Origin of the sequence: Nucisporomicrobium flavum (assembly GCF_016464385.1) — a bacterium.
In the GTDB taxonomy this organism is placed as follows: Bacteria; Actinomycetota; Actinomycetes; order Mycobacteriales; family Micromonosporaceae; genus Actinoplanes; species Actinoplanes flavus_A.
Genome location: NZ_JADMLH010000004.1, coordinates 330,303 through 356,445, shown reverse-complemented (window position 1 = coordinate 356,445; position 26,143 = coordinate 330,303). Strand labels below are relative to the sequence as shown.

The 26,143-nt window shown below is 71.8% G+C and carries 21 protein-coding genes; 14 read left to right on the top strand and 7 right to left on the bottom strand.

Translation table 11 applies throughout. From position 1 onward, the window contains the following. Window positions 1-87 precede the first annotated feature (87 nt). The 4 genes from IT780_RS13250 (at window position 88) to IT780_RS13235 (ending at window position 5,411) form a co-directional block, all read left to right on the top strand. Window positions 88-1,416, top strand: a complete 1,329-nt coding sequence (locus IT780_RS13250; protein WP_199511793.1) for a M16 family metallopeptidase — start codon at window positions 88-90, stop codon at window positions 1,414-1,416. After that, entirely contained in the window at window positions 1,413-2,759 is a 1,347-nt protein-coding gene (locus IT780_RS13245; RefSeq protein ID WP_199511792.1) for a M16 family metallopeptidase, read from the top strand. Before IT780_RS13250 ends, IT780_RS13245 begins: the two co-directional genes overlap by 4 nt. Before the next feature lie 125 nt (window positions 2,760-2,884). Beyond that, window positions 2,885-4,324, top strand: a complete 1,440-nt coding sequence (locus IT780_RS13240) for a hypothetical protein (protein ID WP_199511791.1) — start codon at window positions 2,885-2,887, stop codon at window positions 4,322-4,324. An 88-nt stretch (window positions 4,325-4,412) separates the two neighbouring features. After that, complete coding sequence (locus tag IT780_RS13235) at window positions 4,413-5,411, top strand: endonuclease/exonuclease/phosphatase family protein (protein ID WP_199511790.1); 999 nt, start codon at window positions 4,413-4,415, stop codon at window positions 5,409-5,411. On the opposite strand, the gene IT780_RS13230 is transcribed toward IT780_RS13235, so the two are convergent. Further along, window positions 5,380-5,985, bottom strand: coding sequence for a TetR/AcrR family transcriptional regulator (locus IT780_RS13230; RefSeq protein ID WP_199511789.1), 606 nt, complete (start codon window positions 5,983-5,985; stop codon window positions 5,380-5,382). The two genes, IT780_RS13235 and IT780_RS13230, sit on opposite strands and share 32 nt — an antisense overlap. A gap of 76 nt (window positions 5,986-6,061) precedes the next feature. On the opposite strand from IT780_RS13230, the gene IT780_RS13225 reads away from it, so the two are divergent. Together IT780_RS13225 and IT780_RS13220 are read left to right on the top strand one after the other, a co-directional pair. Further along, entirely contained in the window at window positions 6,062-6,970 is a 909-nt protein-coding gene (locus IT780_RS13225) for an ABC transporter ATP-binding protein (protein WP_372443687.1), read from the top strand. Continuing rightward, window positions 6,951-7,688 carry an ABC transporter permease gene (locus IT780_RS13220; RefSeq protein WP_199511787.1) on the top strand — a complete coding sequence of 246 codons (738 nt, stop codon included), beginning with the start codon at window positions 6,951-6,953 and terminating at the stop codon, window positions 7,686-7,688. Before IT780_RS13225 ends, IT780_RS13220 begins: the two co-directional genes overlap by 20 nt. A gap of 5 nt (window positions 7,689-7,693) precedes the next feature. Here IT780_RS13220 and cimA read toward each other — a convergent pair whose 3' ends face one another. After that, on the bottom strand, window positions 7,694-9,280 hold the full coding sequence (gene cimA / locus IT780_RS13215) for a citramalate synthase (RefSeq protein WP_199511786.1): 1,587 nt from the start codon (window positions 9,278-9,280) through the stop codon (window positions 7,694-7,696). Window positions 9,281-9,507: 227 nt separating this feature from the next. On the opposite strand from cimA, the gene IT780_RS13210 reads away from it, so the two are divergent. Both IT780_RS13210 and IT780_RS13205 read left to right on the top strand, forming a co-directional pair. Continuing rightward, on the top strand, window positions 9,508-9,750 hold the full coding sequence (locus IT780_RS13210; RefSeq protein WP_199511785.1) for a hypothetical protein: 243 nt from the start codon (window positions 9,508-9,510) through the stop codon (window positions 9,748-9,750). 25 nt (window positions 9,751-9,775) lie between these two features. Then, window positions 9,776-10,522, top strand: coding sequence for a tyrosine-protein phosphatase (locus IT780_RS13205; RefSeq protein ID WP_199511784.1), 747 nt, complete (start codon window positions 9,776-9,778; stop codon window positions 10,520-10,522). Here the strand turns inward: IT780_RS13205 and IT780_RS13200 are convergent. The 3 genes from IT780_RS13200 to IT780_RS13190 all read right to left on the bottom strand — a co-directional run bounded on the left by IT780_RS13200 (window position 10,519) and on the right by IT780_RS13190 (window position 13,593). Beyond that, a complete protein-coding gene (locus IT780_RS13200; protein ID WP_199511783.1) occupies window positions 10,519-11,616 on the bottom strand; it encodes a branched-chain amino acid aminotransferase in 1,098 nt (365 codons plus the stop codon). The two genes, IT780_RS13205 and IT780_RS13200, sit on opposite strands and share 4 nt — an antisense overlap. 541 nt (window positions 11,617-12,157) lie before the next feature. After that, entirely contained in the window at window positions 12,158-13,189 is a 1,032-nt protein-coding gene (locus tag IT780_RS13195) for a 3-isopropylmalate dehydrogenase (protein WP_199511954.1), read from the bottom strand. Between the two features lie 95 nt (window positions 13,190-13,284). After that, on the bottom strand, window positions 13,285-13,593 hold the full coding sequence (locus IT780_RS13190) for a hypothetical protein (RefSeq protein ID WP_199511782.1): 309 nt from the start codon (window positions 13,591-13,593) through the stop codon (window positions 13,285-13,287). A 227-nt stretch (window positions 13,594-13,820) separates the two neighbouring features. Between IT780_RS13190 and IT780_RS13185 the strand changes: the two genes are divergently transcribed. Then, window positions 13,821-14,156, top strand: coding sequence for a hypothetical protein (locus tag IT780_RS13185; RefSeq protein ID WP_233412805.1), 336 nt, complete (start codon window positions 13,821-13,823; stop codon window positions 14,154-14,156). A 129-nt stretch (window positions 14,157-14,285) separates the two neighbouring features. On the opposite strand, the gene serA is transcribed toward IT780_RS13185, so the two are convergent. Continuing rightward, window positions 14,286-15,887, bottom strand: a complete 1,602-nt coding sequence (gene serA, locus IT780_RS13180; RefSeq protein ID WP_199511780.1) for a phosphoglycerate dehydrogenase — start codon at window positions 15,885-15,887, stop codon at window positions 14,286-14,288. A 302-nt stretch (window positions 15,888-16,189) separates the two neighbouring features. On the opposite strand from serA, the gene IT780_RS13175 reads away from it, so the two are divergent. Beyond that, window positions 16,190-17,299, top strand: coding sequence for a hypothetical protein (locus tag IT780_RS13175; protein ID WP_199511779.1), 1,110 nt, complete (start codon window positions 16,190-16,192; stop codon window positions 17,297-17,299). Window positions 17,300-18,168: 869 nt separating this feature from the next. On the opposite strand, the gene ilvD is transcribed toward IT780_RS13175, so the two are convergent. After that, window positions 18,169-20,016, bottom strand: coding sequence for a dihydroxy-acid dehydratase (gene ilvD, locus IT780_RS13170; protein ID WP_199511778.1), 1,848 nt, complete (start codon window positions 20,014-20,016; stop codon window positions 18,169-18,171). A 103-nt stretch (window positions 20,017-20,119) separates the two neighbouring features. Between ilvD and IT780_RS13165 the strand changes: the two genes are divergently transcribed. The 4 genes from IT780_RS13165 to ilvC all read left to right on the top strand — a co-directional run bounded on the left by IT780_RS13165 (window position 20,120) and on the right by ilvC (window position 26,028). After that, window positions 20,120-22,489, top strand: coding sequence for a putative bifunctional diguanylate cyclase/phosphodiesterase (locus tag IT780_RS13165; protein ID WP_307831167.1), 2,370 nt, complete (start codon window positions 20,120-20,122; stop codon window positions 22,487-22,489). A gap of 146 nt (window positions 22,490-22,635) precedes the next feature. Then, on the top strand, window positions 22,636-24,468 hold the full coding sequence (locus IT780_RS13160) for an acetolactate synthase large subunit (RefSeq protein ID WP_199511777.1): 1,833 nt from the start codon (window positions 22,636-22,638) through the stop codon (window positions 24,466-24,468). Window positions 24,469-24,473: 5 nt separating this feature from the next. Then, the gene (gene ilvN, locus IT780_RS13155; RefSeq protein ID WP_199511952.1) at window positions 24,474-24,989 is read left to right on the top strand and encodes an acetolactate synthase small subunit; all 516 of its coding nucleotides are present in this window, start codon (window positions 24,474-24,476) and stop codon (window positions 24,987-24,989) included. Between the two features lie 25 nt (window positions 24,990-25,014). Then, entirely contained in the window at window positions 25,015-26,028 is a 1,014-nt protein-coding gene (gene ilvC / locus IT780_RS13150) for a ketol-acid reductoisomerase (RefSeq protein WP_199511776.1), read from the top strand. Window positions 26,029-26,143 lie beyond the last annotated feature (115 nt).

Sequence of the window (26,143 nt, the reverse complement as noted above, 5' to 3'; positions counted from 1 at the left end):
GTGATCATGACTGCGACATCCTGGCCCACCGGAACCGGACCGGACGGGCTTCCACCGGGATACTGAAGGCCGATACAGGGAGGTTGCGTGTCTGCTCAGCCCGCGCCGGTCGCCGAGACCGGCTACCCATGGCCCATCGAAACCACGCGCCTGGACAACGGCCTGCGCGTGATCGTCAGTGAGGATCACAGCGCGCCCGTGGTGTGCGTGAACCTCTGGTACGACGTCGGTTCCCGGCACGAGCCGGAGGGCCAGACCGGGTTCGCGCACCTCTTCGAGCACCTGATGTTCGAGGGCTCGCTGCACGTCGGCAAGACCGAGCACATGCGGTACGTCCAGGGCGCCGGCGGCTCGCTCAACGCCACGACGAACCCGGACCGCACCAACTACTTCGAGACCCTGCCGGTGGAGCATCTCGAGCTCGCGCTCTGGCTCGAGGCCGACCGGATGGGCGGCCTGGTTCCCGCGCTGACCCAGGAGACGCTGGACAACCAGCGCGAGGTGGTCAAGAACGAGCGGCGCCAGCGGTACGACAACGTGCCGTACGGGGACGCGTGGCTGCGCCTGTTGCCGCTGCTGTACCCGGCCGGGCATCCGTACCACCACGCGACGATCGGCTCGATGGAGGACCTGAACGCGGCGTCGCTGGAGACGTTCCAGGCGTTCCACGCGCGGTACTACGCGCCGAACAACGCCGTGCTGACGGTCGCCGGCGACGTCACGCCCGGGGAGGTGTTCGCCCTTGCGGACAAGTACTTCGGGACGATCGAGCCGGTTCCGGACGTCGCCCCCGGGCCGCACGGGCACCTGCCCGGGCCGGCCACCAAGCCGGTCCGCCAGACGGTCACCGGGACCGTTCCCGCGCCGCGCGTCTACCTCTCGCACCGCACTCACCCGTTCGGCACCGCCGGGTACGACGCGATCACCGTGCTCGCCGCCGTGCTGGGCAGCGGCCGCGGCAGCCGCCTGTACCAGCGGCTGGCCGACGGCGCCCGGATCGCGCAGCCCGACTACATCGGCGCGTACGGCGTCGACCTGGCCCACGCCCCCGCCCCGCTGATCGTCACCGCGACCGCGAAGGACGGGGTGGACGCCGCCACGCTGGAGGCAGGTGTCGCCGAGGTCGTCGACTCCATGGCCACCGAGCCGGTCACCGAGGCGGAGCTGGAACGCGGCAAGGCCCTGCTGACGACCTCGTGGTGGCGGCAGATGTCCACGGTCGGCGGCCGGGCGGACACGCTGAGCCGGTACGCGACCCAGTTCGGCGACCCGTCCGCGGCGGCGTACCGGTTGCCGCAGTGGCAGGCGGTCACGGCGGACGACATCGCCGACGCCGCCCGTACCCTCTCCCCGGAGTCCCGGGTCACGCTGATCTACGAGCCCGAGCAGACCGCGCCCGAAGGGACCGAAGCATGAGCCTCGTCGCGACCCGCCCCGAGCCGGGAGACGCCCGCCCGTACGCGTTCCCCGCGATCCACCGCGTCTCGGTCGCCGGCGGTGAGGTGGTGGCCGCGCACCTGCCCGGTCAGCTGCTGGCCACCGCGTCGCTGCTGCTCGACGCCGGCGCCGCCCGGGAGGCTCCCGGGCGGGAGGGCACCGCGGGTGTGCTCGCCAAGTGCCTGGAGGAGGGCACGACGACCCGCGACTCCGCGCAGTACGCGCTCGCCCTCGAGGGCCTGGGCGCGGAGCTGAGCACGTCGGTGGACTGGGATTCGTTCCGCGTCGGGGTGTCCGTACCCGTGGGGCTGCTGTCCCGGGCCGTGACCCTGATGGCGGAGGCGGCGCGCACGCCGCGTCTCGACCCGGCCGACGTGGCGCGGGTCCGCGACGACGAGGTGACCGCCCTGCGGATGGATTGGGCGCAGCCGGGGCCGCGGGCGGACGCGGCGCTGCGCCTGGATCTGTTCGGCGCCGGCGAGCGGGTCGGCCGGCCGCTGCACGGCGATCCCGCCTCGGTGGCGGCCGTGACGGTCGAGGACGTCACCGACTTCCACGGCTCGTGGCTGAAGCGGCCGGGTGTACTGCTGGTCGCGGGTGACCTCGACAAGCTGGACCTGAAGGAGCTCGGCGCGGCGGCGTTCGCGGGCACGTCGGGCACGGCGCTGACGCCCGAGGGTCCGCTGCCCGTGCCGATCGCTCCGGCCCGCCGGGTTCTGCTGGTCGACCGCCCCCGCTCGGTGCAGTCGACGCTGCGGCTCGGGCATCGGGCCCCGGAGCGCGCCCACCCGGACTACGTGCCGATCACGCTGGTGGCGACCGTGCTGGGCGGGGCGTTCACGTCCCGGCTCAACCACCTCATCCGCGAGGTCAAGGGCTACACGTACGGCATCCGCGCGGACTTCGCCATGACGCGCCGGTTCGGCCGTTTCGGGGTGAGCTCGTCGGTGCAGACCGCGGTGACCGCCCCGGCGCTGGTCGACACGGTCGGGGAGATCAACCGGATGCGGCGGTACGGGGTCACCGAGGCGGAACTGGAGGTCGCCCGGACGTGGCGGGCCGGTTCGCTGACGGTCGACATGCAGACGCCCGGCTCGATCGCCGCCGCGCTCGCCACCCTGGTGGTGCACGGCCTGCCGGACGACTACTACGCCACGCTGCGGCAGCGTCTGCTGGAGGCCACGGTCGACGAGGTGTCGGCAGCCGCGGCGCAGTACCTGCATCCGGAGGGGCTCACCCTGGTGATCGAGGGTGACAGCGCGTTGATCCGCGACGACCTCACGGTGAGCGCGATCGGGGAGATCGTCGACGCCGAGGTGTGACGTAGCATGTCGGGCCGCCGTCGCCGAGCGTCGGCGGCCCTGCTATTGCCACGCCGTGTCAACCGGGTTTCAATGACCCACAGCGCCTCCCCGAGAGCGCTCTCACCAGCGTTGGGACCCCCGACATGCCCACCAACCTCACCGCGTCGTCCGCCCCGTTCAGCCGCCGCAGCCGGCAGACCATCCCGGCCACCCGGGCCGCCGGCCCGCTCCCGTCGCCCGAGGACGCGGCCGCCGGCACCTGCGCGCCCCGGCACCTCGTCGACCGGGCGCTCGCCGAGCCCGTGGCCCGCGCGTACCACTACCTCGACGTCGTGCAGGACGCGTACGTCAAGGGCGGCGAGCCGCGGCTGCTGCAGAGCTACAACAACGAGAGCGAGCTGATGACGACCGCGTTCGTCTACGACAACGCGCTCGCGGCGCTCGCGTACCTCGCCACCCCGACGGTCGCGAACGTGCGCCGGGCCCGGCTCATCGGCGACGCCCTGCTGTGGATCCAGGCCAACGACGAGACGTACGCCGACGGGCGGGTGCGGCAGGCGTACGCGGCGGGCCCGATGCAGTTCTACGGTGGCGGCCCGGAGTTCCCCGGCCTCCGCCGCGCGGACGGCAAGGCGGCGTTCCTGTGGCCGTTCGGCTTCGGCGGCTCCTCGACGGGCGACATGGCCTGGGTGGCGCTGGCGCTCGCCCAGCTCTTCGTCGACACCCGGATCGCCAAGTACCTCGACGGCGCCGTCGCGCTCGGGCTCTGGATCGCCGAGCGGCAGTCGCCGTACCGCCACGGCGGCTACCACGGCGGGCTGCAGGCCGACGGGGAGTCCGACCAGCAGTGGGCCTCCACCGAGCACAACATCGACGCGTACGCCCTCTTCACGCTCCTGGCCAAGCTGACCCGCGACCGTGCCTGGACGGCCAGGGCGGCCGTGGCCGGCACCTTCGTCCGCGCCATGTGGAACCGCTCCGGCGGGCACTTCTGGACCGGCACCCTCGGCGGCGACCCCGCGGATCCCGAGGTCATCAACGTGAGCAACGTGCCCGAGGACGTGCAGACGTGGGCGCTGCTCGGCGTCGGCGACCACCGCTACGACGGCGCCGTGGACTGGGTCACCGCGACCCTGGGGAACACCGACGGGGCAGTGTCCGGCGTGACGTACAGCACCCAGGCCAAGACCCTCACCGGGCTCGTCTCGGGCAGCGCCCTGCCCACCAACCGGGACGCGGTCTGGCTCGAAGGCAACGGGCACACCGCGCTCGCGCTGCTCAAACGCGACAACCGCGGCGACACGGCCCGCGCCAAGGGGCTGCTGCACGAGATGGTGACCGCCCAGGAGACCCACGGCGCCGGACAGACCGTCGGGCGCACCAGCGACCCGCAGGACGGCCGGCTCTCCAACCCCGGCGAGGGCGGCACGTGGACCGGCACCCCGCTGCCGGCCGCCTCCGGCATCGTCGCGGCGACCAGCTCCTTCGAGACCGGCTTCGGCTTCGGCTACTTCGACCGCCAGCACGTCGGCACCACGTCGTGGTTCCTGATGGCGGCGCAGAACTTCAACCCGTACGCATAGATCCTGGTCAGAGCCTTCCGGACGGGCCGAATGTGACGTACGCCGGATCGCTCGGCCCCGCTGGCGACGGCCGGATACCGTCGCCGCCATGACGATCACCACGTCCGCGCCCGTCGCGAAGCCCGCCCGGGTACGCCGAGCCGCCTGGCTCGTGCTGCTCTGGCTGCTTGTGCTGCCCGGCGCGACGTGGGCGGTGCTGCGCCTCGGCGGCTGGGAACGCGGCCCGCTGGTGCAGCTGTTCGCGTTCACGCCGTACGTGGCGGCGTGGTCGGTCGTGCCGGCGGTCGCCGCGCTGACAACCAGGCGCTGGCTGACGGCGGCTGTGGCCACCGTGGCGCTGGCGCTGCTGGCCACGGCGGTGCTGCCGCGGGCGTTCGCCGACGGCGACCGGGGCCCGCAGACCGGCGTCAAGCTGCACGTGATGACCTCGAACATGCTCTTCGGCAACGCCGACGCGGCCCAGATCGTCCAGCTCGTGCGGGACAACGACGTGGCGGTGCTGGCCGTCCAGGAGTTCACCCCGGCCGCGCAGAAACGGCTCGCCGACGCGGGGCTCGGGCAGCTCCTGCCGTACTCGTCACTCGGACCGGAATACGGCGCGAGCGGCTCCGGCCTCTACTCCCGCTTCCCGCTCACCGACCCGGGCGTCCGCGGCAACGGCGGCGGCTTCCACCAGGCGTACGGCACGATCCAGCCGCCCGGCGCGGGCCGCGTCACGGTCGAATCGGCCCACCCGCTCGCCCCCTTCGCGGTCTCGGTCCTCGACCGCTGGCGCGCCGACCTGCAGGCGGAGCCCCGCGCGGACGCCAAGGAACTCCCCCGCGTCCTGCTCGGCGACTTCAACGCGACCCTCGACCACCAGCCGCTGCGCGACCTCATCAGCAGCGGCTACCGCGACGCGGCCGACGCGACGGGCAAGGGCCTGATCGGCACCTGGGGCCCGTACGACGGCGACCGCATCCCCCCGGTCACCATCGACCACGTCATGGTCGACAACCGCCTCGGCGTGAGCACGCTCGACGTGCACCGGGTCCGCGACAGCGACCACCGCGCGGTCATCGCGGAGCTGATCCTCCCGCCCGCCTGACCCCGCCCAGCACCGCCTCGACGCCGCGCCCGTACGTGGCCGCGGGGACGGCCTCCGGATCGACCAGGTACTGCAGCCCGATGCCGATGTCGATGGCCAGCAGCAGCGCCGCGGACTCCTCCGGGCTCAGCGGCAGCTGATCGCTGAACGCCGCGGCGTCCCGGGCGTGCAAGCTCCGCACGGTGGCGAGCCATCGTCGCAACGCGTCGCGGTTCGCCTCTTCGCGCATGCCGTGCAGCCACAATTCGACGATCGCCATCGCGAAGCGCCGCACCTCGGGCTTGGGCACGTTGGCCTCGTAGTCCTCGGCGAGCCCGCGAATCCACGACTGCAGGGATTCCCGCGGACGCACCGGCTCGTCGGTGTCGAGCTTGCGTTGCAGCAGGGCCGCGATGAGGTCGTTCTTGCCGCCGAAGTTCGCGTAGATCGCGCCCTTCGTCAGCCCGGCCGCCGCGGCGACCTGGTCCAGCGAGGTCTGGTGGATGCCCCGATCGGCGAACAAGGCTTCAGCGCTGTCCAGCAACCGCTGCCGGGTCCGCTCCTGCTGCTGCGCACGGGTCAGCCGCTCCGTCATGCCATCACTGTACCGGTTGACATACGAGACAGTATTTAGATACTAAGTGGTATCTGGATACCGATCGGTATGTGAGGTGGCCGTGCTACACATCGAATCGCTGACCAAGGTCTATCGTCGCGGCGTACGGGCGAACGACGGCATCGACCTGGACGTCCGCGCCGGGCAGGTGGTCGGCCTGCTGGGCCACAACGGTGCGGGGAAGACCACGCTGCTCGGCCAGGTGGTCGGGCTGATCCGCCCCACCGCCGGCCGGATCACGCTGCTCGGCCGCGACCCTGTCGGGGACCCCGCGTACGCCCGCCGGGTCTGCTCGTTCCAACCGCAGGCGCAGGCGCCGCTCACCGGCGTGACCCCACGCCAGGCGATCGCGATGGTCGGCCGCATCCGTGGCGGTAGCCGCGTCGATATAGATCGCAGAACCGCGGACCTGCTCGCCGCCCTGGACATCGAGAAATGGGCGGACTCGCCGGCCGAGAGGCTCTCCGGGGGCGTTCGCCGGCTGATCGCCTTCGGCATGGCGGCGGTCGCACCCGGTCGGCTGGTCATGCTCGACGAGCCCACGAACGACGTCGATCCGGTACGCCGCCGCCTGCTCTGGACCCGGATCCGCGCACTCGCGGCAGACGGCCACGCGGTCGTTCTGGTCACCCACAACATCTCCGAGGCCGAGCGCACCATCGACCATGTCGTCGTGCTCGACGACGGGCGGGTGGTGGCCGCCGGCTCCCCCACCACGCTCGCCGCCGGAAGCGAGATGAAGCTCGAGATAACGGCGCCCGGCGAGGACTCGCTGCCGAGATGGGCGCGGGCTGCCCGCCGCCAGGGCGACCGGCTCACCGTGACCCTCGCGAAGGCCGACGCCGGCCTGGCGGTCGACTGGGCCCGCAGCCGGTCCAGCACCTTCTCCCTCCAACCGACGAGCCTTGAGGACGCCTACGTCGGCCTGACCGGGGGAGGCTCCCGTGCGCACCTGGCTGCGTAGCTACCTGCTGCTCATCCGGTGGACCGCGCTGCGCCTGCGGTTCGTGCTGCCGCTCGTCCTGATCGTCCAAACGTTTCTCGCGGTCGGGGTCGTCATTGGCTTCGCGTACCTGATGCCCTCGGTCGACCCGGCGACGGCGCTTTACCTGTCGACCGGCGCCCCGACCCTCGGCCTGATCACCATCGGCATGGTGATGGCCCCCCAACTGGTCGCGCAGTCCAAGACCGAGGGCACCTTCACCTACAACCGCACGCTGCCCGTACCCCGCACGGCAGTGCTGGCCGCGGACCTCACGACGTGGCTCGGCACCGGCGCACCGGGGCTCGTGCTGGGCCTGCTCACCGCGACCCTGCGCTTCGATCTGCACCTGCGGGTCAGCCCGCTGGTGGTTCCGGCGATACTGCTGGTCGCGCTCACCACCACCACGGTCGGATTCGCCATCGCGTACGCGGCGCCGCCGGCGGTGACCAGCCTCGTGAGCCAGGCACTGGTGTTCATTGCGCTGATGTTCTCCCCCGTGACGTTCCCCGCGGAACGGCTTCCGGGCTGGCTGGAAGACGTACACCAAGCGCTGCCGTTCCAATCCATGGCACAGGTCGTCCGGGAGGCGCTCACGTCACCGCCCGGCGGGATCTCCGCGCTGCCGTACGCCGTGCTCGCCGCCTGGTCCACCGCGGGCCTGGTCATCACGCTGCGGGTGATGACCAGGCGGGAATGACAGGGTCAGGCCGGGGCGTTCGTGCGGGCGAGGCCGTACGTGAGCGCGTCCGTCAGCGCCTTCCAGCTCGCCTCGACGACGTTCTCGTGCACGCCGACCGTGGTCCAGTCGCGGGCGCCGTCGCTGGTCTCCACCAGGACGCGGGTGATCGCGTTGGTGCCGTGGGAGCCCTCGAGGATGCGGACCTTGTAGTCGGCCAGCTCGAAGTCCTTGAGCTCCGGGTAGTGCTTCGACAGCGCCGTACGCAGCGCCTCGTCGAGGGCGTTGACCGGGCCGTTGCCCTCCGCGGTGGCGATCACGCGCTCGCCGCGTACCCGGACCTTGACCGTGGCTTCCGACACGACCGCGCCGTCCTCGCGGTGCTCGACCAGCACCCGGTACGACTCCAGGCTGAACGGCCGCACCAGGCCGGCACCGGGCAGCACGTCGCGGACGAGCAGCTCGAAGGACGCGTCCGCGGCCTCGAACGACCAGCCGCCGGCCTCCAGCTCCTTGACCTTGCGGGTCACCTCGGTCAGGGTGTCCGGATGACCGGCCAGGTCCAGTCCGAGCTCACGGCTCTTGAGCTCGATGCTGGCCCGGCCGGCCATCTCGGTCACCAGGATCCGCATGTCGTTGCCCACAACCGCCGGGTCGACGTGGTTGTAGAGCAGCGGATCCACCTTGATCGCGCTCGCGTGCAGCCCCGCCTTGTGGGCGAATGCCGCGGCCCCGACGTAGGCCTGGTGGGTGTCGGGGGCGATGTTGGCGATCTCGGCGAGCGCGGTGGACACCCGCGTCGCCTTCTCGAGGCATCCGTCCGGTAGGACCTTCAGCCCGAGCTTGAGTTGCAGGTTGCTGACGACGGCGAACAGGTCGGCGTTGCCGGGCCGTTCCCCGTAGCCGTTGGCCGTGCACTGGAAGTGCTTGACGCCCGCCTCGACGGCGGCGACGGTGTTGGCCACCGCGCAGGACGTGTCGTTCTGGCAGTGGATGCCGAGCCGGTCGGCGCTGACCCCGGTGCGGGCGACGACGTCCTGGATCGCCGCGGTGATCATCGAGGGCAGCATGCCGCCGTTGGTGTCGCACATGACGACCCGTTCCGCGCCGGCCTCGAACGCCGCCCGGACCACCGAGGCGGTGTAGTCCGGGTCGTGGCGGAAGCCGTCGAAGAAGTGCTCGCAGTCGACGAACGCGCGACGGCCGTTCGCGACCAGGTGCGCGACGGTGTCCCGGACCATCGCCAGGTTCTCGTCGCCGGTGGTGCGCAGCGCCCGCTCCACGTGCCGGATGTCCGACTTGGCGACCACGCACACGACCGGGGTCTCGGCGTCCAGCAGGGCCTGCACCTGCGGATCCGTGGCCACGTCCACGCCGGCCTTGCGGGTCGCGCCGAACGCCACCAGCACGGCGTGCTTGAGGTCCAGCTCCGTCTTCGCCCGGCGGAAGAACTCCGTGTCCTTGGGCATCGCGCCCGGCCAGCCGCCCTCGATGAAACCGACCCCGAACTCGTCCAGCAGCCGCGCGACCGCGAGCTTGTCGACGACCGAGTAGCTGATGCCCTCGCGTTGCCCGCCGTCGCGCAACGTCGTGTCGAACACCTGGTAGGTCATGGGGAGCGTCCTTTCGGCAGACTTGTTGACCCAACAAAAAGACCTCCCGCGGATGCGGGAGGTCTGCGCGTCGGCGAAATCGTCAGCCGGCGCGCTAGGTGCGAATAATCAGCACGGAGTGGGTCACGTAGGCAGCATGCCACCGACCGCCGGTCCGTGGGAAAGAAGTCCATCATCCGAGACGCCGGGTTTCGTGTGGTGTCGCCCGCACGGGGTACCACCAGGGCATGGCCGATCATCTGCAGAACGACCCGGACCGCGCGGGCGGCCTCGTCGCCGATGCCCAGGGTGAGTTCGTCGAGCAGGAGTCCGGCGGCGCGTTCGACCCGCGGGCCTTCCGCTCCTCCGGCTCCTCGGGCTCCGAGGACTCCACCGACCCGGCCCGCCCGGAGCCGGATGCAACCGCCGGGCCGCCCATGGACGGCGAGCGCATGGTCGGACCGGGTGAGGAGATCGACAAAGCCCGGTAGCGCCCCGGGCGGTTAGGTTGGACGGGTGGCTGCCGACCCGTACCCCCGGACCTTGTCCTTCTCCTCCAGCTACAACTTCCGAGACGTCGGCGGGTACGCCGGCCTCGACGGCCGCCCGGTGCGGTGGCGCCGGCTGTTCCGCTCCGACGCCCTGCATCGCCTCCGCGGCGCCGACCTCGAGACGTTCCAGCAGCTCGGCGTGCGTACGGTCATCGACCTGCGGCGGGTTTTCGAGATCGAGCGGCACGGCCGGGTGCCGGACGCGGACGGGCTGGCGTACCACAACCCGGTCGTGCACCACGTGGACTGGGAGACCATCCCGTTCGCCGCGGACCTTCCGCACGACCGCTGGCTCGCCGACCGCTACCTCAACTTCATCGAGGACGGCCGTGAGGGCCTGGCCGCGGCGCTCGCCCTGATCGCCGACCCGGAGGCCGCGCCGGTGGTGGTGCACTGCATGGCCGGCAAGGACCGTACGGGCGTGGTCTGCGCCCTGACGCTCGCGTTGCTCGGCGTCTCGGACCAGGACATCGCCGACGACTACGCGCTGACCGAGCAAGCCATGACGTCGCTCACGGAGTACCTGCAGCGCACCAACCCCGACATGGTGCAGGACAAGTACCACATGTACGAGTGCCCGCAGAACGCGATGCTGTACCTCCTCGCCGACCTGCGCGAACGCTACGGCTCGGTGGAGAAGTACGTCCGCGAGATCGGCGTGACCGCGGAGCAGGTGGCCACGATGCGAGACCACCTGCTCGCACCCGCCTAAAGAACTCGGTGCACCCAGCCGAACGGGTCCTCGGTGCGGCCGCGCTGGATGTCGGACAGCTCCTGGCGCAGCGCCATCGTGACCTCGCCCGGGCCCCCGTCGGCCACCGTGAACTCGCCCTCCGGGGAGCGCACCATGCCGATCGGGGTGATGACCGCGGCGGTGCCGCACGCGAACGCCTCGCGGATGCGACCCGACTTCACGCCGTCGCGCCACTCGTCGATGCTCACCGGGCGCTCCTCGACCCGGCGCCCGGCCCGCTGCGCCAGCTTGATGATCGAGTCGCGGGTGATGCCGGGCAGGATCGTGCCACCCAGCGGCGGCGTCACCAGGGCGCCGTCGTCCATCACGAAGACGACGTTCATGCCGCCCAGCTCGTCGACGTACTTGCGCTCCACGGCGTCCAGGTAGACGACCTGGTCGCAGCCGTGCTCGATCGCCTCGGCCTGCGCGGAGAGGCCGGCCGCGTAGTTGCCGCCACACTTCGCCGCGCCCGTGCCGCCGGGAGCCGCCCGGGTGAAGTCGGGCGTCACCCACACCGTCACCGGCTTGACGCCGCCGCTGAAGTACGCGCCGACCGGGGACGCGACGACCAGGTACAGGTATTCCATCGACGGGCGCACCCCGAGGAAGACCTCGCTCGCGTACGCGAACGGGCGCAGGTAGAGGCTGCCCTCGTCGGTCTCCGGGATCCAGTTCCGATCGACCGTGATGATCTGCCGCAGGGACTCCAGGAACGCCGCCGGCGGCAGCGCCGGCATCGCCATCCGCTGAGCGGACTGGACGAACCGCGCGGCGTTGGCATCGGGCCGGAACATCGCCACGCCGCCGTCGGGCATCGTGTACGCCTTCAGCCCCTCGAAGATCTCCTGGGCGTAGTGCAGCACCGCGGAGGCGGGGTCCATCGGGATCGGCGCGCGGGCCTCCACGCGGGGCTCGTACCAGCCTTTGCCCTCGGCGTACCGCACGGTGACCATGTGGTCGGTGAAGATGCGGCCGAAACCGGGGTTGGCCAGCAACGTCGCGCGGTCCGCGTCGCTGACGGGCGCCGGGTTCGGACGGATCTCGAAGTCGAGGTTGTCACCACCACTCATGGCAGCTGACCTGCTTTCTCTCGCGAAGAAACGGATTTGAGCATGAGGGAGCACCCGCAGTGCCCCATGAACTTACCCCGAACGGTCGTTCAAAGCCGACCGCGCGAGGGTGCGGCGAAGGCGGTTCGCAGGGGTTCGCGCAGTAGGTCCTCCGACAGCGTTCCACCTGCGATGTCGGTGTCGGCTGTGCCGGAGACGCGCGGGCACAGGGTTTGCCTCCGCACGCCGGCGCGCGGCCGCCGGTCGGCTGTTCCGCCGGCAGCTGTTCCGCCCGTCGACCGTTCCGCCGGGCGGTTGTTCGCCCGGTCGGCTGTTCCGCCCGGGCGGTTGTTCGTCCGGTCGGTTGTCCCGCCTGGGCGGTTGTTCGCCCGGGCGGTTGTCCCGCCCGTCGGCCTTACCCCGGCCGGTCTTGTCCCGGTGGGTGGCGGTCGGTTCTGGGACGCCGGCCGGCTTCAGGCCCGCTCGGCGGCGGTCCCTCCGGCTTGGCGGCCGGCTCGGGTGAGGAGGCCCGCACAACGCCGAGGGCGGCGGCGGGGTGGGATCAGGCGGCCGCGGTGGCGGCGACCCGGTCCCCGACCTCGGCGGTACGCAGCGGCGCCCCCGGCACGCGGGAGGCGACCTCGGCCGCGACCGCCTCGGATACTCGCCGGGCCTCCTCGGGGTGACCGAGGTGCTCCAGCAGCAGGGCGGCGGAGAGGATCGCGGCAGCCGGGTCGGCGATGCCCTGGCCGGCGATGTCGGGCGCGGATCCGTGCACCGGCTCGAACGTCGACGGGTACTTGCGCTCCGGGTTCACGGAGCCGCTGGCGGCCATGCCGATGCCGCCGGTGACGGCAGCGGCGATGTCGGTGATGATGTCGCCGAACAGGTTGTCGGTGACGATGACGTCGTAGCGCTGCGGGTTGCTCACCATGAACATGCTCGCCGCGTCGACGTGCTGGTATTCGGTCGTGACCTCGGGGAACTCGGCGGCGACGGCGTTGAACGTCCGCGACCAGAGCCCCCCAGCGTGGGTGAGCACATTCGTCTTGTGCACCAGCGTGAGATGCCGGCGCTCGCGGCGCTGCGCCCGGGCGAACGCGTCCCGGACCACCCGCTCGACGCCGTGCCGGGTGTTCAGGCTCTCCTCGGTCGCGATCTCGGCGGGGGTGTCCCGGTGCAGGACGCCGCCGGCGCCGACGTACAGGCCCTCGGTGCCCTCGCGGACCACGACCATGTCGATCTCGCCGGGCTTGAGGCCGGCGAGTGGGCTCACGGTGCCGGGCCAGAGCCGGGACGGGCGCAGGTTCACGTACTGGTCGAAGTCGAAGCGGAGCTTGAGCAGCAGGCCGCGCTCCAGCACACCCGGCGGGACGCTGGGGTCGCCGATCGCGCCGAGCAGGATCGCATCGTGGCCGGCCAGCTCCTCTTGCACGGACTGCGGGAGGACTTCACCGGTCCGGTTGTAGAGGCGCGCGCCCAGGTCGTACTCGTTGTAGTCGGCGCCGGGGAGCACGGCCTCGATCACCTTGCGGGCCTGCGCGGTCACCTCGGTCCCGATGCCGTCACCGGCCACCACCGCGATCCGCGCCACCGTCACGTCCACTCCCTCACTCGGTCCGACCGGTCGAGCGTAGCGGGCCGTCCCGACCTCCGGTACGGCGGTCTCAAAGTGTGGTTAGCCATCGTTCAGGTGACTGCGGAAGGGGCCGCAGCGGCGGCCGCCGCGACGGTGGCGGCCACGCGGTGGCGGTGACGGCCGCGTGGTGGCGGTGGCAGGGTCCGCGCGGAAGCAGTGCCCGCGCGTCGGCGGTGGCGGTGGCAGGGTCCGCGCGGAAGCAGTGCCCGCGCGGCCGCGGTGGCGGCGACGGCCGCGGTGGCGGCGACGGCCGCGGTGGCGGCGACGGCCGCGGTGGCGGCGACGGCCGCGGTGGCGGCGACCTGGTCCGGACGCGAACAACCCCCGCGGATCGCGGCAACGATCGCGGGGGCTGTCACGACGAAAACGCTGGCTCGCGCCCGCCGGGGGTGCACAACCGCGCGGAACGGCTGCGGAGATGTCACCCGAAGACACGCCCGCAATGCCCGCGCGGCAAGGACCAACGCTAGCGATGCGGACTAATGTCGCGCAAGACGCATCCCCCGCGTGTCGGCGCGACAATGGGATCGAACGGCCACGGGTATGGCACCATGCGCCGGTGAGTTTCGACCTCGTGGTGTGGGCCATGGACAACGCGGACATGCCGGACGACGTGCGTGCCGCCAACGAGCGGTGTGCGCGCGGCGAGCACCCGCACCGCCCCGCCGACCCCCGCGTTGTCGCCTTCTATGACGCTCTGACCAGCACCTACCCGGATCGCGGCCCGCGCGCCACATTGGACGGTTCGCCGTGGGCGAGCGCGCCGCTGCACGCCGCCGCCGACCACATCAAGATGCGGCTGGACGAGAACTGCGCCGACGAGGTCCTCGAGACCATCGAACGCCTCGCCGGCGAGCTCAACCTCGACCTGCTCGACCTGCAGGACGGCACCGTCTACCCACCGCCCGTCAAGGCGCGCTGAGCCACACCGGCCTCGCCCGGCCCAGCCCAGCCCCGCCCCGTCCGGCCTCGTCCCGCCCTGTACGGCCCCGTCCGGCCTCGTCCCGCCCCCCGTACAGCACGGCCCGGGGCGTGCAGTCGACGGGCCGGCTCAGTCCTCGTCGCGGAGGTCCACGATGCTGCCGCGCGACGAGCCGATCGCCTCGGCCACCGTGGACAGCAGCTCCGCGTCGACCGACGAGTCCACGGTCAGCGCCATCAGGGCCTCGCCGCCGGCCTCCCGGCGTGCCACCTGCATCGCCGCGATGTTCACGCCGGCCTCCCCGAGCACCGAGCCCAGGGCACCCACCACGCCCGGGCGGTCCGCGTACCGGAAGAAGAGCAGCACGCCGCCCGCGTCGAGCTCCAGGTCGAACTCGTCCACGCGGGTCAGCTTGCGGGACTCCCGGCTCCCCGTCGTGGTCACCGTGCCCGCGACGCTCACTGTGCGACCGTCAGGCAGCTCACCGCGTACGGTGACGAGGTTGTGATGGTCCGAGACCTCGCGATCGACGACCAGCTCGACCTCCACGCCGCGGTCCGCGGCGAGCTGCGGGGCGTTGACGTAGGTGACCTGCTCCTCCACGACCGAGGTGAAGAGCCCCTTGGTGGCGGCCAGTTTGAGCACGGTGACGTCGTGCGACACGATCTCGCCGAGCACCTCCACGGTGACGCTCGCCGCGATGCCGCCCGCCACAGCCGTGAAGACCTTGCCGAGCCGTTCCGCCAGCCCGAGCAGCGGCCGTACGTCCTCGTCGACGACACCACCGGCCTGCACGTTCACCGCGTCCGGCACGAACTCACCCTGCAGAGCCAGCTTGACGCTGCGCGCCACGGCCAGGCCCGCCTTGTCCTGGGCCTCGACCGTCGACGCGCCGAGGTGCGGCGTGACCACGACGTTGTCGAACGCGAACAGCGGTGACGACGTCGTCGGCTCGGTCACGAACACGTCCAGCCCGGCGCCCGCGACCCGGCCGTCCGCCAGCGCGTCGGCAAGCGCGCGCTCGTCGATGAGGCCGCCCCGGGCGGCATTGACGATGCGTACGCCCGGCTTGACAGTCGCCAGCTCCTTCTCACCGATCAAATTCAAGGTCTCGGGGGTACGCGGCAAGTGCACCGAGATGAAGTCGCTCTCCCGCAGCAGCTCGTCGAGCCCCACGAGGCGTACGCCCAGGTGCGCCGCACGGGCCGGCTGAACGTAGGGGTCGTACGCGATAAGCCGCGTACCGAAGGCCGCCATGCGTTGCGCGAAGAGCACGCCGATGCGACCCAGCCCGACCACCCCGACGGTCTTGCCCTGCAGCTCCACGCCGGTGTAACCGGACCGCTTCCACTCGCCGCGCTTGAGGGAGGCGCTGGCGCTGGCGGTGTTGCGCGCGACCGCGAGCAGCAGCGCGATGGCCTGCTCGGCGGCCGAGACGATGTTCGAGGTGGGCGCGTTGACCACCATGACACCGCGGGCCGTCGCCGCCGGCACGTCCACATTGTCCAGTCCGACGCCGGCTCGGGCGATGACCTTCAACCGGGGCGCGGCCGCGACCGCCTCAGCATCGACGCGCGTCGCGCTGCGCACGATGATCGCGTCGGCGTCGGCCAGCTCGGCCAGCAGCGCCGCGCGGTCGGCGCCGTCGACGTGGCGTACGTCGAAGTCGCAGGCCAGCACGTCGAGCGCGGCAGGAGCGAGTTCCTCGGCGATCAGTACGACAGGAGTCATGTGTCTCCATCTCGCAGGCCCTTTGCGCGATCGTAGGCTGGCGGGAGACCGGCCCATAATGTCTCTCCGTCGTGTTCGCCGTCACACAGCGGAAACCCTGCCGCACGGCGCCCGTCACCGCAATGGCTTCCCGTGCCCGGCGGCCGGTCGTTCCCAGTCCGGTGGTTGAGGCATCCGATTGTCTCCGGGCCGGCGGTTGGGGCACGCGGTTATCCACAGGTATGGGGTTGGGGCACGCGGTTGTCCACAGGCCGCCGAGCCGGGCGAGCACGGCCCGGGCCGGGACCGATAACCTGCGCAGCATGACGACGCCACCCGAAGAAGAGCACGACGAGGACCACGCGCCGGCGGTGCCGGAGCCGCCCCGGCGCGTCCCCTTCGGCGTGGCCGTGGCCGCGGGCTTCCTCGGCCTGCTGACCGTTCTCCTCCTGATCGGCGCTGTCGCCACCCTGACCAGCTCGGGCCTGTATCGGGACACGGTCGGCGAGGCGGCAGCCGAAGGCCTCGGCACGGCCGTCATCGCCGCAAGCGCCGTCCTGGTCGCCGCGTCCGCATGGGCCTTCGTGCGCAACGGGAACTCCATCGCGTCCACGGTCGTCGGCGGCCTGACCATGGTGGCGGGCCTCATCTGCCTCATCCAGGGCGTCATGAGCGGCACGGACCCCGAGGGCGTACGGGTGGGCGTGGTGGCGCTCGCCATCGGCCTCGGCATCACCCTGCCCCCACTGGCCGGCCACGGCCCCCTCTACCTGGCGGCGCGACGGGTCTGGGCCAAGGGCGAACAGGAGTGGCTGCAGGAACTGGCCACATCGGACACTCCTCCGGTGGCGCCGCACCAGCCGTGGGGTCAGCCGTGGACGCCGTACCCGGCACCGCAGCACCAGCAGGCATGGCCGCACCAGCAGCAGCCGTGGCCGGGTCCGGGTCCTCATCAGGGGCAGCCGGTTCCGTCGTACCCGCCGCAGCCGCAGCCCCAGCAGGGCCAAGGATGGACGTCGCCGCACCCGTTCGACTATCAGGGCATGCCGCAGCCGGGTCCGCCCTGGCCCGGCCCGGACGCCGCCTCGCCACCGCCGGTCCCCGTGGGCGCGCCGACCCCGCCCGCCTCTGCGCCGCCTGCCCAGACCGCCGTACCCGCCTCGGCGCCGCCGGTCGCGTACACCGCTGCGCCCGCCTCGGCGCCGCCGGTCCCGTACACCGCAGCGCCCGCTTCGGCACCGCCAGTCCCGTACACCACCGCACCCGCCTCGGCACCGTCGGCGGAGGCACCCCAGGTTCCGCACTTCGGCCCACCGCACGCTGCCGCCCAGCAGGCGCCGACCGAGCACATCCGCACCGACAACGCCCCGCCGCCGCTCCCCACATCGAGCGCGTCGTCGACCGAAACGCCGGGCACGCCTACGCCGAGCTGACCACTGGCAGCGCGCTCCCAACGCCGAACGGCCGGGCACGCCGGGCGTCACATCGGCGGAGCGAGCTGAACGCGCACGCCGACCGAATGCGCGAGGCGCGCACGCCAGACGCCCACGCCGGGTGCGCCCCGGCGCGCATGCCCGGCCGGGAGCGCATGCCCGGCCGGGAGCGCATGCCCGGCCGGGAGCGCCGGCCAGGCGCCACGGTTCTCATCCTTGTGGCGATGCCCAACTGCGTGCGCGCGGCTGCATGCGCCCCGCTGCACGCGCCCCGCTGCTTCGTCCGGCCGCGTGCACCCGGCCGCGTGCACCCGGCCGCGTGCGCCCGGCCGCGCGTGTCCGGCCGCGCGTGTCCGGCCGCATGTGTCCCGCCGTGTGTGTGGGCCAAGTGCGCTGGACGCGCGCGTCGCCCACGCGCGCGGAACGCGCTGAACGCAGGCGTTCGCCCCGCGCCCGCCGCTTGCGCCGCCCAAGCCTGTTGAAAGCACGCGCCGCCCAAGCCTGTTGAAAGCACGCGCCGCCCAAGCCTGTTGGAAGCACCCGCCGCCCACGTGGGAGGACCCCCGTGTGCCGAACACAGCACCGAACGCAGGTGCAGCGAGCCTGAGCGCCGCCCCGAGGGCAACCGGCGCAGCCTGCCCCGCGTCCCGCGCAAGACGGTCCGCCCGGGCGGCAGATCTGGCCGGAGCAGCCCGCTTCGGTAAGCGCTCGACTCAACCCTCTCAGCCACCGCGCTCGAACGCCGGTCTCCCCGGTCGCCCGCCCGGCAGACGCAGGACCGGCCCGGCCACGCACGGAGATCCGTGTGTGGCCGGGCCGGCCGGTGCTGCTTCTGTCGCGCCGGTGGGCGCGTACCTGTATTCGGTTTTTTACTCCGGCACTCGGCGGTAGGCGCCGTCGCTGGCGCTGGTGGCCATGGAGGCGTAGGCCCGGAGGGCTGCCGAGACCGGGCGCTGGCGGTCGAGGGGGGTGTACGGCTTCGCGCGGCCTTCCTCCTCGTGGCGGCGCTGGGCCAGGTCCTCGTCCGAGACGTTGAGGGTGATGCTGCGGCCCGGGATGTCGATGGTGATCTCGTCGCCGGTGCGGACCAGGGCGATGAGGCCGCCCGACGCCGCTTCCGGGGAGACGTGGCCGATCGACAGGCCGGAGGTGCCGCCGGAGAAGCGGCCGTCGGTGATGAGGGCGCAGGCTTTGCCGAGGCCTCGGCCCTTGAGGAAGCTCGTGGGATAGAGCATTTCCTGCATGCCAGGGCCGCCGCGCGGGCCCTCGTAGCGGATGACCACCACGTCGCCCTCGACGACCTGTTTGCCGAGGATGCCGTCGACCGCTGCGTCCTGGGATTCGAAGACCCGGGCCGGGCCGGTGAACTTCCAGAGCGACTCGTCGACGCCCGCCGTCTTCACGACGCAGCCGTCCGGGGCGAGGTTGCCGAAGAGGATGGCCAGGCCGCCGTCGGCCGTGTACGCGTGCTCCACCGAGCGGATGCAGCCCTCGGCCGCGTCGGTGTCGAGGGTGGCCCAGCGGTTGGTCGTGGAGAACGGCTGGGTGGTGCGGACGCCGCCCGGGGCCGCGTGGAAGAGCTCGAGCGCTTCCGGGCTGGGCGAGCCGCCGCGGATGTCCCAGGCGTCGAGCCAGCTCTGCAGGTCGGGTGAGTGGACCGCGCGCACGTCCGTCTTGAGCGCGCCGCCCCGGTGCAGCTCTCCGAGGAGGGCGGGGATGCCGCCGGCGCGGTGCACGTCCTCCATGTGGTACTTGACGCTGTTGGGGGCGACCTTGCTGAGGCAGGGCACCCGGCGGGAGACCGCGTCGATGTCGGCGACGCTGAAGTCGAGCTCCGCCTCGCGGGCCGCGGCCAGCAGGTGCAGGACCGTGTTGGTGGAGCCGCCCATCGCCACGTCGAGCGCCACGGCGTTCTCGAAGGCGTCGCGGTTGGCGATGTTGCGGGGGAGCACGCTGGTGTCGTCGTTCTCGTAGTACTGCTTGGCGATCTCGACGATGAGCGAGCCGGCCTTCTCGAAGAGGGCCTTGCGGGATGCGTGCGTGGCCAGCGTCGAGCCGTTGCCGGGCAGCGCCAGGCCGATGGCCTCGGTGAGGCAGTTCATCGAGTTGGCGGTGAACATGCCGGAGCAGGAGCCGCAGGTGGGGCACGCCGAGCGCTCGATGGTGCTCAGCTGCTCGTCGGTGACGTTCTCGTTGGCGCTGGCCGACATGGCGTCGATCAGGTCGAGCTTCTCGTGCACGATGCCCTCGATGGCGACCGTCTTGCCGGCCTCCATGGGGCCGCCGGAGACGAACACCGTGGGGATGTTGAGCCGCAGCGCGGCGATCAGCATGCCCGGAGTGATCTTGTCGCAGTTCGAGATGCAGACCAGGGCGTCGGCGCAGTGCGCGTTGACCATGTACTCGACCGCGTCGGCGATGAGCTCGCGGCTGGGCAGCGAGTAGAGCATGCCGCCGTGGCCCATGGCGATGCCGTCGTCGACCGCGATGGTGTTGAACTCCCGGCCCACGCCGCCCGCCTCGGCGACCGCGTCGGCGACGAGGCCGCCCATGTCCTTGAGGTGCACGTGCCCGGGTACGAACTGGGTGAAGCTGTTGGCGATCGCGACGATGGGCTTGCCGAAGTCGTCGTCGGTCATGCCGGTGGCGCGCCAGAGGGCGCGGGCGCCGGCCATCGTCCGGCCGTGGGTCGAGGTCCGGGAACGCAGCTCAGGCATTACTACATACTGCCACCGCCGGTGCGGTACGGACCCGAACCGGTATCCAGGATGTCCACGCTTCGGGATACCGAAAATGATCCCGGTACGGCACAGTGTTTCCGTGCACTCACCGTCCGGCGTGGAGCTGGCCGGGCTGGCGAGCCTCGTCGTCGCTGTCCCGGCCGTCGCCCTGCTGGGCAACTCCGGCCGCAAGCACACCGGGGCCGCCCGGCGCGCCCACCTGCTGCTCGCCGCGGCCGGCGCGGTCGCGACCGGGGCCGCCCTCGCCGGCCTGGTCAGCGACCTCTTCCTCACCCACCACTCGTCCCGCGCCCTCGGTCAGGCCGTGGCGGTGGCCATGGCGCTGGGCACGCTGACGCTGCTGACCGGCACACTCATGCTCCCCGGGGCCGCGGAGAGCCGCCGGGCGGCCCTGCGGCACCTGCTCGACGGGCTCATCATCGCCGCGGCGGTCTGGTTCGTGGGCTGGATCCTCGTCGCCGAGCCCACCCGCATCCTGGGCGGGCTCACCCCCATGGGCTGCCTGTCGGCGCTGCTCGGGGCGGGTGTCGCCACGATCGCGTTCGGCCTCACGACGATCCTCGCCATGCACGCCCACCGCCCCCGTCACATCACCGTGCGGGCGTCCGCGGGGGTCACGCTCGTGGCCGTCGCGGCCACCGCGCTGCCGGGCGGCATCTGCCAGGGCAGCGCGGCCGCGATCCTGGTCGGCGCGGTGCTGCTCCCCGCCGGCCTCGTCGTGGTCGCCCGGGCGGTGAAGGTCGCGGACCGGCCGATCACGGTCACCCGGGACGTCATCCAGCGCGGCACCGGGTACGCGTTCGTGCCGATGGCCGCCATGGTGCTGGCCGGCACGTACCACCTGCTCGCCGGCGGGGAGTTCGGCGGGTTCGGCTTCATCGGGGCCAGCGTCGAGGGGTTCGCGCTGGTCGGCCGGCAGTATCTGGCTCTCGGCGACGTGAAGAGCTACACCCTTCAGCTGCGGCAGCGCGAGGCGCACTTCCGCGAGCTGGCGCACACCGATCCGCTCACCGGGCTGGCCAACCGCCGCGGGCTGGTGCGGGCTCTGCGCGAGCCGGCGTCGCGGCACCGGCCTCGCACGCTGATCGGCCTGGATCTGGACGGCTTCAAGAACGTCAACGACATGCGCGGGCACGACGTGGGCGACGCGGTGCTGGCCGAGGTCGGCAACCGGCTGCGCGCCAACCTGCGTACCGGCGACGTGGCCGCGCGGCTGGGCGGGGACGAGTTCGCGGTGCTGATGTGGGCCTCGCCGGAGGAGGCGATGGCCGCCGGGCAGCGGCTGCTCACGGTGCTCTGCGAGCCGTACGAGACCGACGAGGGCTCGGTGTTCCTGTCGGCCAGCGTGGGCGTCGCCGCCTCCCCCGCGCCCGGCGACACCGGCGAGCTCATGCGTGACGCCGACCTCGCCCTCCGGTACGCGAAACAGCGCGGCAAGAACCGCGTCGAGCGCTACCAGAAGCGCTACGACGAGCTCCTGCGCCGGCACAGCGTGCTGGAGAACGAGCTGCGCCACGCCATCGAGCGGGAGCAGCTGCGCCTGGTGTTCCAACCGGTGGTCGCGCTCCCTTCGGTACGCCCTGTCGGCGCCGAGGCGCTGCTGCGGTGGCACCACCCGGAGCTCGGCGCCGTCCGCCCGGACGAGTTCATCCCCGTCGCCGAGGAGTCCGGGCTCATCAACATGCTGGGCAGCTGGGTGCTCGACCAGGCGTGCGCGCAGCTGGCCCAGTGGCTCACAGCCGGGCACGACGTGTGGGTGTCGGTGAACCTCTCCCCCAAGGAGCTGCACGCCGCCGACTACGCCGGTCAGGTGGCGGCCGTGCTCGAGAAATACGGCGTACCGCCGCAGCGGCTGGTGCTCGAGGTGACCGAGCACGCCGTCGCCACCGACATGGACGAGCTGATCCGCGGGCTCGTCGAGCTGCGGTCCACCGGCGTCCGGATCGCGCTGGACGACTTCGGCGCGGGGTACTCGTCACTCGGGCAGCTGCGCAACCTGCCGGTCGACATTCTCAAGATCGACCATGCGCTGGTGGCCGAGCCGGAGTCGCGTACCGGCACCGCCGCGCCGCTTGTCGACGTGGTGGTCCGGCTGGGGCACCGGCTGGGCCTGGAGGTGCTCGCCGAGGGCATCGGCACACCCGCCCAGCGCGAGGTCGTCGAGGAGGCGGGCTGCAGGCTGGGCCAGGGTTCGCTGTTCGGCTGGGGCGTGCCGGCCGAGCACCTGGAGACCCAGTTGCGCACGGCCCGGCCCACGGGCACCCGCGCGGTGCCGGCGCCGCGCAGCCGCCCCGCCAAGGTCGCACCCAGCGCCCCGGCGCGCAGCCAGATCGTCATGCTGGGCCCCGGGATGCGGCAGGTCCGGGCGGTGCTCCCGACCGACCCCGCCTTTTCGGGTGACCAGGATGTGAGATCAGTTGACGCACCTCGTGAGATGGGGCAGTCTTAGCCGCATGTGTTCGTCGTTCCTCGTACTTAGTTGAGCGCGCTGCCCCTGAGCTCCTGGGCAGTGCGCTAGGTCCCGTGCGGAAGCACGAGGGCCTTTTTTGTTGCGCGGAGATCGACACCCGAACCCGAACGAAGGTCTGAATCGCCATGACGAGACCCACGCCCGAGACCCTCGCCAACCGTGCCACCCCGGCCACCGTCGCGGCCGCTGCCGGCGCCTCGGCCGTAGCCCCGATCTCCCCGGTGCCGGTCACCGGGGCCGGATCGCTCGTGCGGTCGCTCGAGGCCCTCGGCGTCGAGGTCGCCTTCGGCATCCCCGGCGGGGCGATCCTGCCGGCGTACGACCCGCTGTACGACTCGAAGGTGCGGCACATCCTGGTCCGCCACGAGCAGGGCGCGGGCCACGCGGCGACCGGGTACGCGCAGGCCACCGGCAAGGTCGGCGTCTGCATCGCCACCTCCGGCCCGGGCGCGACCAACCTGGTGACGCCGATCGCCGACGCCTACATGGACTCGGTGCCGATCGTCGCGATCACCGGTCAGGTCGCGCGGCCGGCGATCGGCACGGACGCCTTCCAGGAGGCGGACATCCAGGGCATCACGCTGCCGATCACCAAGCACAACTTCCTGATCCAGTCGGCCGAGGAGATCCCGCAGGTCATCGCGGAGGCGTTCCACCTCGCGGCGACCGGCCGGCCCGGCCCGGTGCTCGTCGACATCCCGAAGGACGTGCTGCAGGCGCAGACCACGTTCGCCTGGCCGCCGACGCTGGAGCTGCCCGGCTACCGGCCCACCCTGCACCCGCACGGCAAGCAGATCCGCGAGGCGGCCCGGCTGATCGCCGCGGCCAAGCGCCCGGTGCTGTACGTCGGCGGCGGCGTGCTCAAGGCCGGCGCCACCGACGGGCTGCGCAAGCTCGCCGAGGTGACCGGCATCCCGGTCGTCACCACGCTGATGGCGCTCGGCGCGTTCCCCGACTCGCACCCGCAGCACCTGGGCATGCCCGGCATGCACGGCACGGTCCCCGCGGTGTACGCGCTGCAGAAGGCCGACCTGCTGGTCACCCTCGGCGCCCGCTTCGACGACCGGGTCACCGGCAAGCTCGACTCGTTCGCACCGGACGCCAAGGTCGTGCACGCCGACATCGATCCGGCGGAGATCGGCAAGAACCGGCACGCGGACGTCCCGATCGTCGGCGACGCGCGGCACGTCATCGACGAGCTGATCGCGGCGGTGTCCGGCACGGCGACCGGCGCGGCGGCGTACGAGCCGTGGTGGGCGCAGCTCAACGACCTGCGGCAGCGCTACCCGCTGGGCTACGACGAACCGACCGACGGCACGCTGGCACCGCAGTACGTGATCGAGCGCATCGGCGAGCTGGTCGGCCCGGACGCGGTCTACGTCGCGGGCGTCGGCCAGCACCAGATGTGGGCGTCGCAGTTCATCAAGTACGAGAAGCCCGGCACCTGGCTCAACTCGGGCGGCGCCGGCACGATGGGCTACGCCGTGCCCGCCGCGATGGGCGCGAAGGTCGGCCTGCCGGACACCCCGGTCTGGGGCATCGACGGCGACGGCTGCTTCCAGATGACCAACCAGGAGCTGGCCACCTGTGCCCTGGAGGGCATCCCGGTGAAGATCGCCGTGATCAACAACGGCAACCTGGGCATGGTCCGGCAGTGGCAGACCCTGTTCTACGAGGGCCGCTACTCCAACACCGAGCTGGGTACCCACAAGCACCGCATCCCCGACTTCGTGAAGCTGGCCGAGGCGCTGGGCTGCGTCGGCCTGCGCTGCGAGTCGAAGGCGGACGTGGACGCGACGATCAAGGCGGCGATGGAGATCAACGACCGGCCCGTCGTCATCGACTTCACGGTCGGTAAGGACGCCATGGTGTGGCCCATGGTCGCCGCCGGCACCAGCAACGACGAGATCATGTTCGCCCGGGACGTGCGCCCCACCTTCGACGAGGACGACCTGTGACCACCATGAACAAGCACACCCTGTCCGTGCTGGTCGAGAACAAGCCCGGCGTGCTCGCCCGGGTCAGCGGACTGTTCTCGCGGCGGAGCTTCAACATCGACTCGCTGGCGGTGGGCGAGACGGAGAACCCGGACGTCTCCCGCATCACGATCGTGGTCAACGCCGACTCCTCACCCCTGGAGCAGGTGACCAAGCAGCTCAACAAGCTGGTGAACGTCCTGAAGATCGTCGAGCTGGACCCGCAGCAGTCGGTCCAGCGCGAGCTCCTGCTGGTCAAGGTGCGCGCCGACCGTGCGGTGCGCGGGCAGGTCCTCGAGACGGTCGAGCTGTTCAGGGCGAAGGTGATCGACGTCGCACCGGACACCCTCACGATCGAGGCGACCGGCAACCCCGACAAGCTGGACGCGCTGCTGCGCGACCTCGAGCCGTTCGGCATCAAGGAGATGGTGCAGTCCGGCCTCGTGGCCATCGGCCGCGGCTCCCGCTCCATCACCACCGGCCCCGCGCTGCGCGCGGCGTAGTACTCAGAAACCTCGAGAGGAAATCATGACCGTCGAAACCTTCTACGACGACGACGCGGATCTGTCCATCATTCAGGGGCGCAAGGTCGCCGTCATCGGGTACGGCAGCCAGGGCCACGCGCACTCGCTGTCGCTGCGCGACTCGGGGGTCGAGGTGGTGGTCGGCCTGAAGGAGGGCTCCAAGAGCCGCCCCAAGGCCGAGGAGCAGGGTCTGCGGGTGCTGACCCCGGCCGAGGCGTCCGAGTGGGCCGACGTGATCATGCTGCTCGCCCCGGACACCGCGCAGCGCAAGATCTACGCCGAGTCCATCGAGCCGCACCTCACCGAGGGCAAGGCGCTCTTCTTCGGTCACGGCCTCAACATCCGCTTCGAGCTGATCAAGCCGCCGGCGAACGTGGACGTGGCCATGGTCGCCCCCAAGGGCCCCGGCCACCTCGTGCGCCGCCAGTACGTGGACGGCAAGGGCGTGCCCGCGCTCATCGCCGTGGAGCAGGACGCCTCCGGCACCGCGCAGGCGCTCGCCCTGTCGTACGCGAAGGCGATCGGCGGCACCCGCGCCGGCGTCATCAAGACGACGTTCAAGGAGGAGACCGAGACCGACCTCTTCGGCGAGCAGGCCGTCCTCTGCGGCGGTACGGCCGCCCTGGTGCAGACGGGCTTCGAGGTCCTCACCGAGGCCGGGTACGCGCCGGAGATCGCGTACTTCGAGTGCCTGCACGAGCTGAAGCTGATCGTCGACCTCATGTACGAGGGCGGCATCTCGCGGATGCGCTACAGCGTCTCGGACACCGCCGAGTTCGGTGACTACGTCAGCGGCCCGCGCGTGATCAACGCCTCCGTCAAGGAGGAGATGAAGAAGATCCTCGCGGAGATCCAGTCCGGCGAGTTCACGAAGGCGCTCATCGCCGACGACGAGGCCGGCGGCACCCGCCTGCAGCAGTACCGCAAGGAGGGCGCCGAGCACCCCATCGAGGTGACCGGCAAGAAGCTGCGCGACATGATGAGCTGGGTGGACCGGCCGATCACCGAAACCGCCTGATTCATCGCTTCCCGACGCCGGGTCAGGGGCCTTCCGCAGGCCGCCTGATCCGGCGTTTTGCGTCACCTTTCGATTACCTGAAACGTGGGTGTTACGTCCCGCTTACCTCATTGGC